Source organism: Flavobacterium sp. LMO8 (assembly GCF_009495755.1).
Taxonomy (GTDB): Bacteria; Bacteroidota; Bacteroidia; order Flavobacteriales; family Flavobacteriaceae; genus Flavobacterium.
This window is the reverse complement of the sequence record NZ_WIBJ01000025.1, coordinates 24,680-40,786: the sequence shown is the minus strand read 5'-3', so window position 1 is coordinate 40,786 and position 16,107 is coordinate 24,680. Positions and strand designations below refer to the sequence as shown.

Sequence of the window (16,107 nt, the reverse complement as noted above, 5' to 3'; positions counted from 1 at the left end):
TATATTTGCCAACCTTAATAATTAAGAAACATGAGCATTCAAAAAATATTAGCTATTTCTGGGAAACCAGGTTTATATGAATTAAAAATTCAAACACGTACAGGATTTGTTGCCGAATCATTATTAGACGGAAAAAAAATAACTGTAGGAATGAGAGCTAACGTAAGTTTGTTATCAGAAATTGCAGTATACACGTATTCAGAAGAAGTACGTTTAGCAGAAGTTTTCAAAGCAATTGCTACCAAAGAAAACGACGGTTTAGCAATGTCTCACAAAGAAGACGATGCAAAATTAAAAGCATACTTCAGAGAAATTTTACCAGAATTTGATGAAGACAGAGTATATACGTCTGACATCAAAAAAATCTTAAACTGGTACAATTTGTTACAACCTAAAGGTTTCGTTTCATTAGAAGCGTTATCTAAAGAAGTTAAAGAAGAAGAAACTCCAGCTGCTGAATAAGCTTTGGAAAAATTATACTTTAAAATCCTGCGTTTTCCACGTGGGATTTTTTATTTTTACAGAAGCAAGAACAAGTGCAAAAATCAAATTCAATTTCAAGAACAATTTCAAACTTGAAGCCTGAAACAAAAAACAACATCATGAACACACGCCAACAACAACTTCAAGCTTTCAACCGACTTTTAGATATCATGGACGATTTACGCGAAAAATGTCCGTGGGATAAAAAGCAAACATTTGAAAGTCTACGTCATTTAACGATTGAAGAAACCTATGAATTAGGCGATGCCATTTTAGATAATGACTTGCAGGAAATCAAGAAAGAGTTGGGCGATGTATTGTTGCACATTGTGTTTTATGCAAAAATTGGAAGCGAAACCAATGCGTTTGATATTGGCGATGTAACGAATTCCATTTGCGATAAATTAATCGATCGCCATCCGCATATTTATGGCGATGTTGAAGTGGCTGACGAAGAAGAAGTAAAGCAAAATTGGGAAAAACTAAAACTAAAAGAAGGCAAAAAATCAGTTTTGGAAGGTGTGCCGAAAAGTTTACCTGCGTTAGTAAAAGCAAGTCGCATTCAAGATAAAGTAAAAGGCGTAGGATTTGATTGGGAAGAACCGCACCAAGTTTGGGACAAAGTGCAAGAAGAACTAAACGAACTCCAAGTTGAGGTACAAGCTGGCAATCAAGACAAAATAGAAGCCGAATTTGGCGATGTTTTATTCTCCATGATAAATTATGCTCGATTCTTAAAAGTAAACCCAGAAGACGCTTTAGAACGCACGAATAAGAAATTCATCAAACGTTTCCAATATCTAGAAAGCAAAGCCACCGAATTAAGCAAACCTTTAATGGACATGACGTTAGCAGAAATGAATGTTTTTTGGGAAGAAGCGAAGAAGTTGTAGTATTCAGTGGTCAGTGTTTAGTGTTTAGTGTTCAGTGTTTAGTGTTCAGTGTTTAGTTTAAACGTTTAGTTTGTCATGCTGTTAAGCATCTTTTGTTTAAATACATAGGCACAATAGAAATACGTTGTCTATAATTTTAGTCCGAAGCTTTGGATGTTGCACTTTGCAAAGAACACATTAGCGATTCGATAATTTAAAAATTTAATCATGTATTACGCAGTAATTTTTACTTCTACAAGAACCGAAGTAGAAGCCGGTTATGCCGAAATGGCAACAAAAATGGTGGAATTAGCCAAAGCTCAACCTGGATTTATAGGTATGGATAGCGCACGAAGCGAAATTGGAATTACCGTTTCGTATTGGGAAAGCTTGAAAGCCATAAAAAACTGGAAAGAAAATATGGAACATTTAGAAGCGCAAGAAAAAGGCAAAACTATTTGGTACAAAAATTATAAAGTGAGAATTGCAAAAGTAGAACGAGAATACGAGTTTTAAAATAAAAATGAAATTCTGAGTCTTTATGTTTTTTTGTTTCCAATGTTAAGTTTTTCGTTGAAATGAAAACTTAACATTGACTTATGGTTTTAATGTTTATTTTTGTTAACAATTAATTTACATTACAATAACAATAATTAAACATATATAAAATGATAAAAGATAACAAAGAAATTACTAATTCTGACGCTTCAGATATAAAAGAAATTGTAACACCCTTAAATGAAGCGGCTAAAAAAGCACCTGTAAAAAGAACAACTACTCCAAAAGTGCCTGTTAAAAAAGTAGTAGAAAAAGTTGAAAAACCAATTGTTGCTGTTAAAGAACCTCAAATAAAGTTGGTTAATCCAATAACTCCAGAAGTAAAAAAAGCTCCAGTAGCAAAAACAACGGTTGAAGAACCAATTACTGAGATTGTTTCTCCAAAAGAGAAAAAAGAAAAAAGTAAAAAACTTAAAAATAAATCTAAAAAAGACAAAATGAGTAAGAAAGACGAAGAAAAAGCAAAAGAGAAAAAAGCGAAGAAGAAAGCAAAATTAAAAGCAAAAAAGAAAGCGAAAAAGAAAAAAGCACTTCAAAAAGCAAAAAAACAGAAAGCAAAAGACAAAAAGAAAAAGTCAAAAGCAAAAAAGAAGAATAAAAAGTAATTACAAGAAATCCCGAGTGTGAGCTCGGGATTTTTTAATTTTAATGTTCTTTAATTTTTTCTACCGTTGTATCTAAAACACGTTGGATTTTTTCTAATGCATCATAAAAAGCTTTTTCTGGGCTATCGGAAGTTGCGGTAACGGCTATCGGTTGTTTTTTTTCTACTTTGGCTTCAATGACACATTTTTTGTCGTTTGGAGTAGATTTATTTCCGTTTTCATCGGTAATGTGAACTTCAACTCGGGTTACAATTTCGTCAAATCGTGCTAATTCATTTTTAATTTCGTTGGTAAAGAATTCTGAAAAACGGCTTCCGCCTTCAATATTTTTGTCGGTGTGAATTTGAACTAACATAGCGTTAAGGGATTAAATTAATAATTACTTAAAGTTACGAATATTCTTTCAGTTTTACAAATTCAATTGCGTTAAAAAAGTCATAATGCTAATCTTCTACATATTCCAAAATATCACCCGGCTGACAATCTAACACTTTACAAATAGCTTCCAGCGTACTGAAACGTATGGCTTTTGCTTTTCCGGTTTTCAAAATCGATAAATTAGCCAACGTAATATCTACCTTTTCCGAAAGTTCGTTGAGTGACATTTTGCGTTTCGCCATCATCACATCTAAGTTTACTACAATTGCCATACGTTATACGGTTAAGTCGTTTTCGTTTTGAATATCGATCCCTTTTTTAAAGATAATCGCGATAATATAGATAACACCTCCCATTAAAATAAAAGCCCCGCTGTCTGCCCAAAATTGGTTTAAGTTATAGGGAACAAAACCGTGATGCTTTAAACCATTGACTATCTGTCTGGCAATGTGACTTAATATTCCAATCGATAAGGTGAAATAACTAATAAGTAAAATTTGTTTTGCCACAAAAGTGTTGAACGGTTTTGATAAATCCATTTTGTGCATAAGATGAATTACGGCATAAAATAGTACCGCTTTTAAAATAGAAATGATAAGTATAAAGCTATAAACACCATAAAAAGTTAATTTACTCTCGTTATACATAGCCATTAAGTCTAACTTTTGATACAGATTTTGAATAATTTCTGGATTATAATGGCTGAAAAAGAAATTAACAAGTAAGCCTCCCGCTTCAATAGACAAGCCCACAAAAATAAGCCAAGCTATAGCATATAAGAACCAAAATACGAAGTTGTTTGTTTTTGACATAACTACAAAGTTTAAAATTACATTACAAATTTCAATAAAAATTTATTGAAAAACAATAAAAAATTAGTTATTTTAGATAAATATTTTTAAAAATGTTGTGTCTACTGGGCTTTGGGAATAAAAAAACTCCCAAAAATTAACTTTGGGAGTTTCATTTTACTATCAATGTAATTATTATTCTTTTTTACTTCCGCTAATCACTCTTGAAATCAATCCTTTTTGGTTGGTAAATTCAGCAAATAAAACACCACCAAAATGCAATACCATAAATCCAAGTAAATAGTATAACGAAAGTACGTGTATTTCTTCCATTGGGTCTTTTAGATTTTTAGGGCCAAATTCAATAAACAAACCAGTAATTAATGAAATAGAAGTACATATATAAAATACAATATAAACCCAAAATTGAAATTTGGTTTTTGCATCTAATCCAACTTTAAAAGGAGAAGAAAATTTCATTTCTCCAAAAAATGGCACTGCTAAACGAATACAATACAATCCGGTTAATACATAACCAAAATAAATATGCCAGTTCCACATGGGTTTTCTAATTTTTTTAGCCAATACAATAGCATCATCTTGCGATAAAGGAGCATAACCATTATCTGCTAAAAACGCCTGAATTATTCCAGCCACATGATTTTTTTCCATCCATGTCTTGCGTAAAAAAATAGTCAGCAACAACAAAAGAAAAGTAAAAGCTATCAACCAATGTAAAATACGGTAGACTTTAGAATAATTTCGGGTTTCCATAATATAAGGTTTAATGTTACCCAAATGTAGGGAATAGTTTTAAAGTTTTAAACTATTTTATTGAAACAAAAAAGGCATTTAACTTTTGTTAACTTTGCGAAAATCCTTTGCGTCTTTGCGTTTAAATTACTTAATCACCAAATCATATTTTTTCAAAAGTCCAGCTAAATTATCTGAAGAAAAAACAGCGCGTTTTAGTTTGTTTTTTTCAGGGTCAATGATGAAATCATAACTCGTTGAAAAATCGGTTTTGTGAGCTGTTGTGCCTATGAAAACAGCATGTCTTAAATTGCAATTGTCAAACATGGCTTCCGATAAATCACTTTCCATAAAATCAACAGCAATCATACTGCAATTGATGAATTGCATTTTCTTCAGTTTCAAACTGTAGAATTGTGCGTAATCAAGTAAGCTGTCTTTGAAGTGAAACTCATATAAAATTTGATCCGTCATAGCAAAATTCACCGAAGTAAAATCGCATTTCGTAAACCAAACATCACGCAAAGACACATGGTTAATCTTTGTACCTCTAAAATTACAATCGATAAAGTTGCAATCTATAAATGTTACCGCAATAAACGAACACGCTCTAAAATCGCAATTCGTAAACGTGCAATTCTCGTATTCTTTGTATTTTACATCGCTTTCAGCATAAGTAATATCAGAGAAATTTTGGTCGATAATGTAATCTGCGTGCATGGTTTTAGTTTAGAAATGTAAAACTACTTTAATTTTTTATCGATTCAAAAAGAAACTTATGTCTTTAAAAAAACTATATTCGTGAAAATTTTGGGGATGTAGCTCAGTTGGCTAGAGTGCTTGACTGGCAGTCAAGAGGTCGTGGGTTCGAGCCCCATCTTCTCCACAAGAATCCTGTTTCGGCAGGATTTTTTGTTTTAAAACCCTTCAAAAACGCCCAATCCAAATAAAGCAAAATCGTATTTTACAGGATCCTTCGGGTCGAGTTTTCTTAAATTTTCATCCAATTCCGCTAAAGCTTTGGCATCGTTTTGTTTGCGACTTAGCAATTCTAATTTCCGAGCCACATTTCCTGAATGCACATCCAACGGACAAGATAGTTTTGAAGGAGAAATGTTTTTCCAAATGCCTAAATCGACACCTTTATTGTCTTGTCTGCAATTCCATCTAAGCCACATGTTTATTCTCTTGCTTGATGAATTTTTACTTGGGTCTGAAACGTGTTTTTGAGTTCTAGTTAGATGTGGTATTTCAAAAAATATTTTTTTGAATTCTGTAATTGAATTCTGCATAGAATCCTCTTCTTGGTATTTGTCAAAAACCGCTTCTAATCCACTATGGTTTTGATAGATGTGTTGTAAACCTTTAATGAATCCCACAAAATCTTTTCCGTTAAAAGTACGATGAACGAAATTTTCTAACGCTTCTAATTGCGTTTCCGAATGATTCATGACAAAATCGTAAGGCGAATTTCCCATCAAATCCACCATCTTCTTGGCGTTGTTGATAATCATTTTTCGATTTCCCCAAGCGATAGTAGCCGCAAGAAATCCTGCAATTTCAATATCTTCTTTCACCGAATACAAATGTGGAATCTGAATCGGATCGCTTTCAATGAAATTAGGATTGTTGTATAATTCAACTTTTTCGTCTAGAAAATCTTTTAACTCGGATTGTGTCATGTTTTTTAACATATAAGTCATATAAGTTCTGAAAAAACTTAAATGTACTTTTAATAACTTTTCAAAGTTCATTTAAGCTTATGTGACTTATATGTTTATCAATTTAGATACTTACAATATTCCCATCCACCATCGTTAGTTTTCTATCTGCCATGTTGGCTAATTCTTCGTTATGAGTAACGATTACGAAGGTTTGTCCAAATTCATCACGCAATTTGAAGAACAAATCGTGTAAGTTTTCGGCTGTATGTGTATCTAAATTTCCAGATGGTTCATCGGCAAAAATAACCGCAGGCTTATTGATTAAAGCTCTGGCAACCGCAACACGTTGTTGTTCTCCGCCTGAAAGTTCGCTTGGTTTGTGATGCGTTCTTTCGCCTAAACCTAAATAAGAAAGGAGTTTTTTAGCTTCGCTTTCCACTTCTTTTTTATCGCGATTGGCTATAAATCCGGGGATACAAACATTTTCTAATGCTGTAAATTCAGGTAATAATTGGTGAAACTGAAAAATGAAACCTAAATGTTGGTTTCTAAATTTAGAAAGTTCTTTGTCTTTTAAATTCAAAACCGATGCTCCATTGATTTCTAAAATCGTATCATTTTGCTTAGCAGGTAAATCTAAAGTACCTAAAATTTGTAGCAAAGTCGTTTTTCCTGCTCCCGAAGCACCCACAATAGAAACGATTTCTCCTTTTTTGATGTGCAAATTCACTCCTTTTAAAACATGAAGCGAATCGTAATATTTATGTAGACTTTTAGCTGTAATCATAATGGAACATTTCTACAAAGAAACAAAGATTTTTTGCGAATAAAAAAACTATTCTAAATCTATTCACGTATCTCAAATAATAAAGTTTAGTTAAAATAGTTTTTATGTTTAATTTTTGTTTAAATTTGTTAAACAAAATAAACGAATGTAATTTATGAAAAATAGTTTAAAAGGGTTATCGTTAGTTTTGGGTTTGTTTTTTGGTTCATGTACCGCTAAAGAAAAACCAATCGTAAAAGAAGAATTTAAAGAACCTGTTAAAACAAAAGTGAAAGAAGGTATGGAAGTTGCAACATTTGCTGGAGGCTGTTTTTGGTGTACCGAAGCAGTATTCCTTGAAATAAAAGGAGTAGAGAAAGTGGTTTCGGGATATATTGGAGGAAAGACTAAAAATCCAACCTACAAGGATATTTGTACGGGAGAAACAGGTCATGCAGAAGCGATTCAAATTACTTTTAATCCGAATGAAGTTGCCTATGAAGATTTATTAGAAGTTTTCTTTGCAACTCACGATCCAACAACATTAAATCGTCAAGGTGCTGATGTGGGAACGCAATACAGAAGTGAGATTTTCTATCATTCGGAAGCTCAAAAAGCGAAAGCAGAAAACTATATTCAATTATTAGAAAAAGAAAAGTTATACGATAAGAAGATTGTAACGAAAGTCTCTTCGGCTACTGTTTTTTATAATGCAGAAGAGTATCACCAGAATTATTACAATCAAAACTCGAGTCAAGGATATTGTCAAATGGTGATTGCACCAAAATTAGAAAAATTACGCAAGTATTATAAATCGAAATTAAAATAGAAGGGGAAAATTGCTATGAACACTACTATTGAAAAAGAAATATTCGACATTATTGGTGACAATCATCAAATGACATCTGCAGAAACGCCTTTACGACCAGATGCTTTTTATAAATCAGATGCTCAAAAAATGGAAGTTATTGAACACCATTTTGAAATCATCATGAAAGAGTTAGGTTTGGACTTAACTGATGACAGTTTGCAAGGAACGCCGCATCGTGTGGCAAAAATGTTTGTGCAAGAAATATTTTCAGGGTTGAATCCTGCGAATAAGCCAAAGATTTCGGTTTTTGATAATTCGTATCAGTATGATAAAATGTTGGTGGAAGCGAATATCAGTTTCAACTCAACTTGCGAGCATCACTTTTTGCCGATTGTTGGAAAAGCGCATATTGGTTATGTTTCTTCGGGAAAAGTAATTGGTTTATCTAAACTGAATCGTATTGTAGATTATTATGCGAAACGCCCACAAGTACAAGAACGAATGATTATGCAAATTTTCAACGAACTGAAAACGGTTTTAGAAACTGATAATGTGATTGTGGTGATGGAAGCAACGCATTTATGTGTTTCGAGTCGTGGCATTAAAGACGAAAGCAGTTATACATCAACTTTGCAGTATGGTGGTGTTTTTAATCAGAAAGAATTCCGTGACGATTTTTATAAAATGATTCACAAAGAATAATTTGGCATCTATTTTGTATATTCGTAATAGAATTTACAAAATAAGAAATGATAGAAAAAGCAATTAATAATCCAGTTCAACCCGTAAAAAGCGATAAAACTTCGAAATTAATTTTGAGTTTGTTGTTTGATGGAATAGGAATGTTGTCTTATGTAGTTCCTGTATTTGCAGAAGTAACCGATTTAGTTTGGGCACCTATTTCAGGAATATTATTAATAACAATGTATAAAGGAACTATTGGGAAATTAGCCGGAGTTTTTGGCTTTATTGAAGAGTTGGTTCCGTTTATAGACTTTGTACCAACATTTACCATAACTTGGTTTTACACATACGTCATCAAAGACGGAAAAGGACAAAATTAAAAAAGGAGCTTTATTGCTCCTTTTTTAATTTTGAATCTACATATTCTCCTATAAAACCTAATTTCATTCTATCTAGCATTTTCTTTTCAAATTCCCAAAAGAATGCAAATTGTCCAAAGATGGCTCCAATAAAGACTAACATTACTTGATAAACAGGAAAAATAATTAATAGTCTTAAAGGCCAATATAACCAAAGAGATAAATTTTCTTTTGTAATTCCTAACGCAGAAGTTACAGGTTTGGATAAATAAGCAGCTGTTGAGCCAGTAATAGCAAATACTATAAAAATGATAACCAATTGCCAATTTGAGGTTACATTCCAACGTTTTTTTAGTTTGTTCATAAATTAAATTCTTGGAGAATAGCCTCCTAATTGTTGTTTGTAGGTTAATTGAAAATATATCAAATAGTTATAAAGCATATAATTTACTTCGTAACCGTAATTTGTGCTTGTGTCATAATCAATTCGCATTTCATATAAATCACGATTATATTGATTTGGTAATTGAAATCTTCTGTTCCATTCTAAAACCCAAATTATATTCCGAGCTTCCATATAAGCCTGAGAGTAATAATTTCTGGGTTTTGCAAAGGTATTAAACCAATTGGTAAAACCAGGATCAATTATAATTATATCATATTCTAATTCTTTGTTTGATATACGAATTGTATCGCTTTCTAGTTTTGGTTTATCATCAAAACTTTTTTTATCCTGCGAAACATTACATGCAAATAGAAAAGAAAAAACAGCAAATAAAACAACAAGAATTCGTTTCATAGCAAATTAGTTTTAAAAATATAAAGATAAAAAAAAGCACCGACATTGCCGATGCTTTTAACTATTATATAAAAGATATTACTTTCCGAATAATTTTCCTAAAAGGCCACCTAATCCGCCTTTTTTTGTAACGGCAGACATTGCATCACCCATATCAACTTTTCCATCGTTATTTTGATCTAAACCAAATTGACCTCCGTATTTAGTAACAGCATCCATTAATCCGCCACCATTTCCACCAGAAATTGCACTTACTAAGTCGTTCATGTTAAATCCAGGTTGGTTTGGATCTTTAGCTTTATTAACTAATCCTCCTAAAATTTGAGGAATTAAGCCACTAGCAACACTTCCAGCAGCATCAGATGATAAACCAAATTTTTCACCTAAGTTTCCAGTAACTTTTTCAGACAATTGTTTTACAACTGAGTTGTTTCCATCAATTGGGTTTTTTCCAGTTAACATTCCTGTTAAATCACCAATGTTACCATTAGCAACCATATCTTGTAAACCCGAAAGGATAGAGCCTCCGGCTTCTTGCATTACAGCATCATTTTGTTCATTTGGCACTGCTGGATTGTTTACGACAGCTTCGCCACCAAATTGATTTACTAATTCTGAGAGTTGATCAAACATATTTTTTTGATTTTAGTTGGACAACTAAGGTACAAAAATTAATTGTTTTTTAAAAGGCTTATAATTTGTTCTGCTAGTTCAGTTCCAATTCTATCTTGAGCTTCACCAGTTGCTGCTCCAATATGTGGAGTTAAAGAAATTTTTGGATGCATTAAAATTTGAATTTCAGGATTTGGCTCGTTTTCAAAAACATCTAATCCTGCAAATAATACTTTGTTATTATCTAATGCTGTTAATAATGCAACTTCATCAATTACTCCACCTCGTGCACAGTTAACAATTCCTACTCCGTCTTTTAAAATTTCAAATTCTTCTTTGCCAATTACATAACCATCTTGAGCAGGGACATGTAAAGTAATAAAATCTGAATGTTTAAAAATATCTTCTAAAGGCTCAGTTATAATATCAACATTAATAAACTGACCGTTGTAAAAATCAACTCTAATTACAGCTTCATTTACATATTTATCTGCAGCAATAACTTTCATGCCAAGTCCTAAGGCCATTTTAGCAACAGCTTGACCAATTCTTCCAAAGCCAATAATACCTAATGTTTTTCCTCTTAATTCAATTCCATTAGCATAAGCTTTTTTTAATCCGTCAAAATTAGTATCACCTTCTAATGGCATGTTTCTATTGGCATCATGTAAAAAACGAACACCCGTAAATAGGTGTGCAAATACTAATTCTGCAACGCTTTCAGATGAAGAAGCAGGCGTATTAATTACATGTAATCCTTTGCTACGAGCATAATCAACATCTATATTATCCATTCCTACTCCACCACGACCAATGATTTTTAATCCTGGACAAGCATCAATAATATCCTGACGAACTTTAGTTGCACTACGTACTAAAATTACTTTTACATCATGTTCGTTTATGTAGTTAGCAACTTGCTCTTGTGCTACTTTTGTTGTAATTACTTCAAATCCACCTTTTTCTAAAGCTTTTATTCCGCTTTTAGAAATTCCGTCGTTTGCTAAAACTTTCATTTTTTAATGTTTATGAGTTTATAGTTTAGAAGTTTAAAAGAAAATCTAAACCGTAATTTTTATTAAATATTTTTCTCTAATTCTTGCATTACATCAACTAAAACTTGAACGCTTTCTAATGGTAAAGCATTGTACATTGAAGCTCTATATCCACCAACAGAACGATGTCCTGGTAATCCAGAAATTCCAGCCGCTTTCCACATAGCATCAAATTTTTCTTGATGTGCATCATCATTTAATAAGAAAGTTACATTCATGTTACTTCTATCTTCTTTAACTGCTGCGCCTTTAAATAATGGATTTCTATCGATTTCAGTGTAAAGTAAATTTGCTTTTGCTTCGTTGATTTTTTCAATTGCAGCAATTCCACCTATTTTTTTCAACCATTGTAACGTTAAAAGAGAAGCATATACTGGGAATACAGGTGGCGTATTGTACATACTTTCTTTATCTACATGCTGTTTATAATCTAAAATACTTGGTATTGTTCTACCCGTTTTTCCTAAGATTTCAGTTTTTACAACCACTAATGTTGCACCTGCTGGACCCATGTTTTTTTGTGCTCCGGCATAAATTAAATCAAATTTTGAAAAATCTAATACACGTGAAAAAATATCTGAACTCATATCACACACTAAAGGAACATTTACTTCAGGAAACGATTTCATTTGGGTTCCAAAAATAGTATTGTTACTAGTACAGTGAAAATAATCAGCATCAGCAGGGATAGTATATCCTTTTGGAATATGATTGTAATTTTCTGATTTTGAAGAGGCAACTACAACTGTTTCTCCAAAATGTTTGGCTTCTTTAATTGCTCCACTAGCCCAAGTTCCTGTATCTAAGTAAGCTGCTTTTCCGTCAACTTTCATTAAATTATAAGGTACCATTAAAAATTCTAAACTGGCTCCACCACCTAAAAATAATACTTCGTATCCTTTGCCTTCTAAGTTTAAAAGCTCTAAAACTAAAGCTCTAGCTTCGTCCATAACGGCTACGAAATCTTTACTTCGGTGAGAAATTTCTAAAATAGATAATCCTGAATTATTGAAATCTAAAATAGCTTGTGCCGATTTTTCGAATACTTCTTGTGGTAGTATACAAGGACCTGCACTGTAGTTGTGTTTTTTCATTGTAGTTGTAGTTATTTTATTTAAAAAAGCAAATTTCGGAATTCTTAAACAAATAACTTAAAACAATTTACTAATAATTATAAGAGGTTATTAACAAAAACGTTTTCGCAATTTTATTTCTTCTTTTTTAACGTTTTACGATTGGAATTCACTTTTGCTTCCAAATTAAAATTGGGTTCGTGTTTGTGTATTTCTTTTTCTTTTTGAATTTTGATGATTTTTGAAATTTTCATATTACAAACTATTTAAAAATGCCAATGTATCTACATTATCCGCATAATCCCAAAGTTTTGGTTGTTGGGTTAGACCAAAAGCTATAGAATTTGGAATTAAATTATTAGAAACCACACATTGAATTTGTTCTGAATCATTTTCTAATCGACTTTTGATGTCTTCTAAACTTTCATAGAATTCATAAAACACAGACGAAATAGGCGAGGAGTAGCTTGAATCTTCTTTAATCGTTAAAAACTCATTATCCAATAATTGGAAATTACTCATCAAGAAAACCGCTTTGTTGTAATCGTAATTGTTCGCGTATTTTTCATACTGTATGACATCACGATATTCGTACATAGCTTTAAAGAAATTATCAAAATTGTACCCTTTTGGAACAAAAAGTTTAGAAACATTTCTGCATCCCAAACCAAAATATCTAAAAATATCTTCACCTAAACCTACTAAATCTTCATGCGATTCCGTTCCATTTAATACGGCAACCGAATTTCTGTTTTTACGAATGATACTTGGTTTGTCTTTGAAATAATATTCAAAATAACGAGCTGTGTTGTTGCTTCCGGTGGCAATTACAGCATCAAAACCTTCTAATTTTCCTTCAACAAACGTTATTTTTGAGTTAAGTTTTGGTTGAACTGCAATTAAATAATTCGCTAAAAATTTTAATAAATGTTGGTCGTTTGATGAGGTTTTTACCAATACATCATGACCAGAAATCAACACCGATAGAAAATCATGAAAACCCACTAACGGGATATTTCCTGCTAAAATTAAGCCTACTTTTTTAGGTTCAATTTTTGAGAAATCATAGTTGGAAAGCCACTTATTTAGGTTGTCTTCTGTTAAGGCTTTTGCCCAAGATTGTATGCTAAACAAAACGTGTTCAGGTGTAAACCAACCGTTGTGAGATTGCGAAAGTGCAATCAAATTTTTAAAGCCATCAAAGAACAAATCGTTGTGTAAAATCGATGCCGATTTAACGTTTCCTTCTTCAGAAAATTGACGTAAGAAATTCCCTAATTCAACAAAACTCGATTTTATTTCAAATTGTAACATTTGTAACTTGTTTTTATTTAGTATACGTTGTATTTTTGCACAAAGATAGGAAGTGAAAAGGCATTAGCCAAAAGTTTGAATTAATAAGACTAGCAACTTTTAAATAATTCAACTTATAAACAATTAAACTTAAAGTAATGGCAATTATTATAACTGACGAATGTATCAACTGCGGAGCTTGCGAGCCTGAATGTCCAAATACAGCAATTTATGAAGGTGCAGATGATTGGAGATGGAAAGATGGTACAAAATTAAGCGGTAAAGTAATTTTACCAGATGGAACAGAAGTTGATTCAGATGCAGCACAAACGCCTGTTTCAGATGATATTTATTATATCGTTCCAGGTAAATGTACCGAATGTAAAGGATTTCATGAAGAACCACAATGTGCAGCGGTTTGTCCAGTAGATTGTTGTGTGCCAGATGATAATCATGTAGAAAGCGAAGAAACATTGTTAAACAGACAATCGTTTTTACATAATGAATAAAATTTTTCCCGATTTATTTCGGGATTTTTTTTGTCTTTTTTGATTTTATTATTTTTTTCGATTAATAGAAGTATATTTGCACACTTTTAAAAATTACATTCAGAATGAAACGCTTTGCGTTACATATCACTTAAAAAAAATATCAAATAGATATGAAAGCAGGAATTGTAGGATTACCAAATGTTGGAAAATCAACTTTATTTAATTGTTTGTCAAACGCTAAAGCGCAAAGTGCGAACTTTCCGTTTTGTACTATTGAGCCAAATATTGGTGTGGTAAACGTTCCAGATCCACGTATTGCTCGTTTAGAGGAATTGGTTAAACCTGAGCGTGTTCAAATGGCGACAGTAGATATCGTAGATATTGCAGGTTTGGTAAAAGGAGCAAGTAAAGGAGAAGGTTTAGGAAATCAATTCTTAGGAAACATTAGAGAATGTAATGCCATTATTCACGTTTTACGTTGTTTTGATAACGATAACATTGTTCACGTTGATGGAAATGTAAATCCAATTCGCGATAAAGAAACCATTGATATCGAATTGCAATTAAAAGACTTAGAAACAGTTGAAAAACGTTTGGAAAAAACCAATCGTGCAGCAAAAACTGGAAACAAAGAAGCACAAGCTGAAAAAGCATTGTTAGATAGAATTCGTCAGACTTTGATGGAAGCAAAATCGGCTCGTACTGTGGTTCCTCAAAATCAAGATGAGGTGGATATGATGGAAGAATTCCAACTAATCACTACAAAACCAGTTTTATATGTTTGTAATGTTGACGAAGCTTCAGCTGTAAACGGAAACAAATATGTAGACCAAGTTCGTGAATTAGTAAAAGACGAGCAAGCAGAAGTAATCATTCTTTCAGTAGGAGCAGAAGCAGATATTACCGAATTAGAAAGCTACGAAGAGCGTCAAGTATTCTTAGAAGATATGGGATTAACTGAGCCAGGTTCGGCAGTGTTAATTCGTGCCGCCTACAAATTATTAAAATTGCAAACGTATTTCACGGCTGGAGTTAAAGAAGTTCGCGCTTGGACTATTAACATCGGAGATACAGCACCAAAAGCAGCTGGAGTTATCCATACCGATTTTGAAAAAGGATTCATCCGTGCCGAAGTGATTGCATTTGAAGATTTCTCAAACTACGGTTCAGAAGCTAAAGTAAAAGAAGCTGGAAAGTTAAGAGTAGAAGGAAAAGAATACATCGTAAAAGATGGCGATGTGATGCATTTCCGTTTTAATGTATAATGTTGAGAATATAGAAAACAGAATATAGAAAATAGACAAAACCGTTGAAGCAATTCAGCGGTTTTTTTGTGGCACAACATTTGTATTTGCAAAATAAAACAAACTATTAAACTACCATGAAAAATCTTCTAATCCTTTTAGTAGCAACCCTTTTTTTTACTTCGTGTAAGAAATCTGCTTTAAATAATAGTTTTATCTATTTTTCGGAAGCCCAGCCCACAAATGTTGATGCTATAACCGAATTTCCTAAAAAGTTTGTAGGGAGCTATGCTATGGATTATTCTCACCGATTAGTTATTGCGCCAAAATATATATGCATCAACGAAATTGAAACCATAACTGCTTTAAAAGCTGAATTAGATTCTATTCCCGAATTTGAATTGCGCAATAATCAAGTTTTTGATAAATCAGAAAATAAAAGTTATAAAACATTTATTAAAGGCGATACAGTTGCTTTTGAAGTAGAACGTTTGGATACCATTTTTTCCTTTGCCGAAAACGAAATCGCTAAAGAATATAAATCTTCTTTGGTTTTGAATAAAAAAGTGGATGAAAATTATGTGACAAGCATTATTAAAGTTTCGAGTTTAGGGATGAAACATATTCAACTTGGAACCAAAAAAGATTTTACAAAATTAAAGGATGAATTAAAAATTCCTTTTGTAACCGAAATGAAAGAAAACGACACACTTCACGTAGTTTTAACACCTTCTCGTGCCGATTTTAGAAAGTTATTACGAAAAGAAGGATTTGAGTACGAAAGTAATTACTTGTTTAAATAAGAAGCTATGAAAA

The 16,107-nt window shown here is 32.3% G+C and carries 23 protein-coding genes and 1 tRNA gene; 11 read left to right on the top strand and 13 right to left on the bottom strand.

The genetic code is table 11. The features are described 5' to 3' along the window. The first annotated feature begins 30 nt into the window (after positions 1-30). The 4 genes from GFJ94_RS03315 (at position 31) to GFJ94_RS03300 (ending at position 2,518) form a co-directional block, all read left to right on the top strand. Positions 31-462, top strand: coding sequence for a DUF5606 domain-containing protein (locus GFJ94_RS03315; RefSeq protein WP_153200169.1), 432 nt, complete (start codon positions 31-33; stop codon positions 460-462). Positions 463-602: 140 nt separating this feature from the next. Continuing rightward, positions 603-1,376: a nucleoside triphosphate pyrophosphohydrolase gene (gene mazG, locus GFJ94_RS03310; protein WP_153200168.1), complete on the top strand. Its 774-nt coding sequence runs from the start codon at positions 603-605 to the stop codon at positions 1,374-1,376. Positions 1,377-1,583: 207 nt separating this feature from the next. Next, positions 1,584-1,871 carry an antibiotic biosynthesis monooxygenase gene (locus GFJ94_RS03305; RefSeq protein ID WP_153200167.1) on the top strand — a complete coding sequence of 96 codons (288 nt, stop codon included), beginning with the start codon at positions 1,584-1,586 and terminating at the stop codon, positions 1,869-1,871. Positions 1,872-2,023: 152 nt separating this feature from the next. After that, positions 2,024-2,518: a hypothetical protein gene (locus GFJ94_RS03300; RefSeq protein WP_153200166.1), complete on the top strand. Its 495-nt coding sequence runs from the start codon at positions 2,024-2,026 to the stop codon at positions 2,516-2,518. A gap of 40 nt (positions 2,519-2,558) precedes the next feature. On the opposite strand, the gene GFJ94_RS03295 is transcribed toward GFJ94_RS03300, so the two are convergent. The 5 genes from GFJ94_RS03295 to GFJ94_RS03275 form a co-directional block, all read right to left on the bottom strand. Continuing rightward, a complete protein-coding gene (locus tag GFJ94_RS03295) occupies positions 2,559-2,873 on the bottom strand; it encodes an HPF/RaiA family ribosome-associated protein (RefSeq protein ID WP_153200165.1) in 315 nt (104 codons plus the stop codon). An 88-nt stretch (positions 2,874-2,961) separates the two neighbouring features. Beyond that, complete coding sequence (locus GFJ94_RS03290; protein WP_153200164.1) at positions 2,962-3,168, bottom strand: helix-turn-helix transcriptional regulator; 207 nt, start codon at positions 3,166-3,168, stop codon at positions 2,962-2,964. 3 nt (positions 3,169-3,171) lie between these two features. Then, positions 3,172-3,708: a DUF2975 domain-containing protein gene (locus GFJ94_RS03285; protein WP_153200163.1), complete on the bottom strand. Its 537-nt coding sequence runs from the start codon at positions 3,706-3,708 to the stop codon at positions 3,172-3,174. Between the two features lie 174 nt (positions 3,709-3,882). Continuing rightward, complete coding sequence (locus GFJ94_RS03280; protein WP_153200210.1) at positions 3,883-4,461, bottom strand: cytochrome b/b6 domain-containing protein; 579 nt, start codon at positions 4,459-4,461, stop codon at positions 3,883-3,885. 126 nt (positions 4,462-4,587) lie between these two features. Further along, positions 4,588-5,160 carry a pentapeptide repeat-containing protein gene (locus GFJ94_RS03275; RefSeq protein WP_153200162.1) on the bottom strand — a complete coding sequence of 191 codons (573 nt, stop codon included), beginning with the start codon at positions 5,158-5,160 and terminating at the stop codon, positions 4,588-4,590. Positions 5,161-5,252: 92 nt separating this feature from the next. Here GFJ94_RS03275 and GFJ94_RS03270 point away from each other — a divergent pair. Beyond that, positions 5,253-5,326, top strand: a tRNA-Ala gene (locus tag GFJ94_RS03270). A 31-nt stretch (positions 5,327-5,357) separates the two neighbouring features. Here the strand turns inward: GFJ94_RS03270 and GFJ94_RS03265 are convergent. Continuing rightward, entirely contained in the window at positions 5,358-6,122 is a 765-nt protein-coding gene (locus GFJ94_RS03265; protein WP_153200161.1) for a TIGR02757 family protein, read from the bottom strand. A gap of 103 nt (positions 6,123-6,225) precedes the next feature. Next, positions 6,226-6,891 carry an ABC transporter ATP-binding protein gene (locus GFJ94_RS03260; RefSeq protein WP_153200160.1) on the bottom strand — a complete coding sequence of 222 codons (666 nt, stop codon included), beginning with the start codon at positions 6,889-6,891 and terminating at the stop codon, positions 6,226-6,228. A gap of 280 nt (positions 6,892-7,171) precedes the next feature. Between GFJ94_RS03260 and msrA the strand changes: the two genes are divergently transcribed. Genes msrA through GFJ94_RS03245 form a run of 3 tightly spaced genes read left to right on the top strand, consistent with a single transcriptional unit; the run spans position 7,172 to position 8,745 of the window. Then, on the top strand, positions 7,172-7,699 hold the full coding sequence (msrA, locus tag GFJ94_RS03255; RefSeq protein ID WP_203228642.1) for a peptide-methionine (S)-S-oxide reductase MsrA: 528 nt from the start codon (positions 7,172-7,174) through the stop codon (positions 7,697-7,699). A gap of 15 nt (positions 7,700-7,714) precedes the next feature. Then, positions 7,715-8,383 carry a GTP cyclohydrolase I FolE gene (folE, locus tag GFJ94_RS03250; RefSeq protein ID WP_153200158.1) on the top strand — a complete coding sequence of 223 codons (669 nt, stop codon included), beginning with the start codon at positions 7,715-7,717 and terminating at the stop codon, positions 8,381-8,383. Positions 8,384-8,430: 47 nt separating this feature from the next. Beyond that, the gene (locus GFJ94_RS03245; protein WP_153200157.1) at positions 8,431-8,745 is read left to right on the top strand and encodes a hypothetical protein; all 315 of its coding nucleotides are present in this window, start codon (positions 8,431-8,433) and stop codon (positions 8,743-8,745) included. Positions 8,746-8,755: 10 nt separating this feature from the next. Here the strand turns inward: GFJ94_RS03245 and GFJ94_RS03240 are convergent, their stop codons facing one another. The 6 genes from GFJ94_RS03240 to GFJ94_RS03215 all read right to left on the bottom strand — a co-directional run bounded on the left by GFJ94_RS03240 (position 8,756) and on the right by GFJ94_RS03215 (position 13,577). Beyond that, positions 8,756-9,088 carry a DUF6787 family protein gene (locus tag GFJ94_RS03240; protein ID WP_153200156.1) on the bottom strand — a complete coding sequence of 111 codons (333 nt, stop codon included), beginning with the start codon at positions 9,086-9,088 and terminating at the stop codon, positions 8,756-8,758. 3 nt (positions 9,089-9,091) lie between these two features. Continuing rightward, positions 9,092-9,523, bottom strand: coding sequence for a DUF6146 family protein (locus tag GFJ94_RS03235; protein ID WP_153200155.1), 432 nt, complete (start codon positions 9,521-9,523; stop codon positions 9,092-9,094). Between the two features lie 78 nt (positions 9,524-9,601). Then, positions 9,602-10,156 carry a DUF937 domain-containing protein gene (locus tag GFJ94_RS03230; protein WP_153200154.1) on the bottom strand — a complete coding sequence of 185 codons (555 nt, stop codon included), beginning with the start codon at positions 10,154-10,156 and terminating at the stop codon, positions 9,602-9,604. 38 nt (positions 10,157-10,194) lie between these two features. Continuing rightward, positions 10,195-11,151 carry a D-2-hydroxyacid dehydrogenase gene (locus GFJ94_RS03225; RefSeq protein WP_153200153.1) on the bottom strand — a complete coding sequence of 319 codons (957 nt, stop codon included), beginning with the start codon at positions 11,149-11,151 and terminating at the stop codon, positions 10,195-10,197. A gap of 62 nt (positions 11,152-11,213) precedes the next feature. Further along, the gene (serC, locus tag GFJ94_RS03220) at positions 11,214-12,284 is read right to left on the bottom strand and encodes a 3-phosphoserine/phosphohydroxythreonine transaminase (RefSeq protein WP_153200152.1); all 1,071 of its coding nucleotides are present in this window, start codon (positions 12,282-12,284) and stop codon (positions 11,214-11,216) included. Between the two features lie 234 nt (positions 12,285-12,518). Further along, positions 12,519-13,577 (bottom strand): acyl-CoA reductase, encoded by a 1,059-nt coding sequence (locus GFJ94_RS03215; protein WP_153200151.1) that lies wholly within the window; start codon positions 13,575-13,577, stop codon positions 12,519-12,521. Positions 13,578-13,714: 137 nt separating this feature from the next. Here GFJ94_RS03215 and GFJ94_RS03210 point away from each other — a divergent pair, with 137 nt between their 5' ends. The 3 genes from GFJ94_RS03210 (at position 13,715) to GFJ94_RS03200 (ending at position 16,094) form a co-directional block, all read left to right on the top strand. Continuing rightward, positions 13,715-14,065: a 4Fe-4S dicluster domain-containing protein gene (locus GFJ94_RS03210; protein WP_008253861.1), complete on the top strand. Its 351-nt coding sequence runs from the start codon at positions 13,715-13,717 to the stop codon at positions 14,063-14,065. A 152-nt stretch (positions 14,066-14,217) separates the two neighbouring features. Further along, on the top strand, positions 14,218-15,312 hold the full coding sequence (ychF, locus tag GFJ94_RS03205) for a redox-regulated ATPase YchF (RefSeq protein WP_153200150.1): 1,095 nt from the start codon (positions 14,218-14,220) through the stop codon (positions 15,310-15,312). Between the two features lie 116 nt (positions 15,313-15,428). Further along, positions 15,429-16,094 (top strand): hypothetical protein, encoded by a 666-nt coding sequence (locus tag GFJ94_RS03200; RefSeq protein WP_153200149.1) that lies wholly within the window; start codon positions 15,429-15,431, stop codon positions 16,092-16,094. Positions 16,095-16,107 lie beyond the last annotated feature (13 nt).

Bases quoted from the DNA above. Each gene is read 5' to 3' on its own strand.
- GFJ94_RS03315 (WP_153200169.1), top strand. From the start codon at position 31: ATGAGCATTCAAAAAATATTAGCTATTTCTGGGAAACCAGGTTTATAT.
- mazG (WP_153200168.1), top strand. From the start codon at position 603: ATGAACACACGCCAACAACAACTTCAAGCTTTCAACCGACTTTTAGAT.
- GFJ94_RS03305 (WP_153200167.1), top strand. From the start codon at position 1,584: ATGTATTACGCAGTAATTTTTACTTCTACAAGAACCGAAGTAGAAGCC.
- GFJ94_RS03300 (WP_153200166.1), top strand. From the start codon at position 2,024: ATGATAAAAGATAACAAAGAAATTACTAATTCTGACGCTTCAGATATA.
- GFJ94_RS03295 (WP_153200165.1), bottom strand. From the start codon at position 2,873: ATGTTAGTTCAAATTCACACCGACAAAAATATTGAAGGCGGAAGCCGT.
- GFJ94_RS03290 (WP_153200164.1), bottom strand. From the start codon at position 3,168: ATGGCAATTGTAGTAAACTTAGATGTGATGATGGCGAAACGCAAAATG.
- GFJ94_RS03285 (WP_153200163.1), bottom strand. From the start codon at position 3,708: ATGTCAAAAACAAACAACTTCGTATTTTGGTTCTTATATGCTATAGCT.
- GFJ94_RS03280 (WP_153200210.1), bottom strand. From the start codon at position 4,461: ATGGAAACCCGAAATTATTCTAAAGTCTACCGTATTTTACATTGGTTG.
- GFJ94_RS03275 (WP_153200162.1), bottom strand. From the start codon at position 5,160: ATGCACGCAGATTACATTATCGACCAAAATTTCTCTGATATTACTTAT.
- GFJ94_RS03265 (WP_153200161.1), bottom strand. From the start codon at position 6,122: ATGACACAATCCGAGTTAAAAGATTTTCTAGACGAAAAAGTTGAATTA.
- GFJ94_RS03260 (WP_153200160.1), bottom strand. From the start codon at position 6,891: ATGATTACAGCTAAAAGTCTACATAAATATTACGATTCGCTTCATGTT.
- msrA (WP_203228642.1), top strand. From the start codon at position 7,172: ATGGAAGTTGCAACATTTGCTGGAGGCTGTTTTTGGTGTACCGAAGCA.
- folE (WP_153200158.1), top strand. From the start codon at position 7,715: ATGAACACTACTATTGAAAAAGAAATATTCGACATTATTGGTGACAAT.
- GFJ94_RS03245 (WP_153200157.1), top strand. From the start codon at position 8,431: ATGATAGAAAAAGCAATTAATAATCCAGTTCAACCCGTAAAAAGCGAT.
- GFJ94_RS03240 (WP_153200156.1), bottom strand. From the start codon at position 9,088: ATGAACAAACTAAAAAAACGTTGGAATGTAACCTCAAATTGGCAATTG.
- GFJ94_RS03235 (WP_153200155.1), bottom strand. From the start codon at position 9,523: ATGAAACGAATTCTTGTTGTTTTATTTGCTGTTTTTTCTTTTCTATTT.
- GFJ94_RS03230 (WP_153200154.1), bottom strand. From the start codon at position 10,156: ATGTTTGATCAACTCTCAGAATTAGTAAATCAATTTGGTGGCGAAGCT.
- GFJ94_RS03225 (WP_153200153.1), bottom strand. From the start codon at position 11,151: ATGAAAGTTTTAGCAAACGACGGAATTTCTAAAAGCGGAATAAAAGCT.
- serC (WP_153200152.1), bottom strand. From the start codon at position 12,284: ATGAAAAAACACAACTACAGTGCAGGTCCTTGTATACTACCACAAGAA.
- GFJ94_RS03215 (WP_153200151.1), bottom strand. From the start codon at position 13,577: ATGTTACAATTTGAAATAAAATCGAGTTTTGTTGAATTAGGGAATTTC.
- GFJ94_RS03210 (WP_008253861.1), top strand. From the start codon at position 13,715: ATGGCAATTATTATAACTGACGAATGTATCAACTGCGGAGCTTGCGAG.
- ychF (WP_153200150.1), top strand. From the start codon at position 14,218: ATGAAAGCAGGAATTGTAGGATTACCAAATGTTGGAAAATCAACTTTA.
- GFJ94_RS03200 (WP_153200149.1), top strand. From the start codon at position 15,429: ATGAAAAATCTTCTAATCCTTTTAGTAGCAACCCTTTTTTTTACTTCG.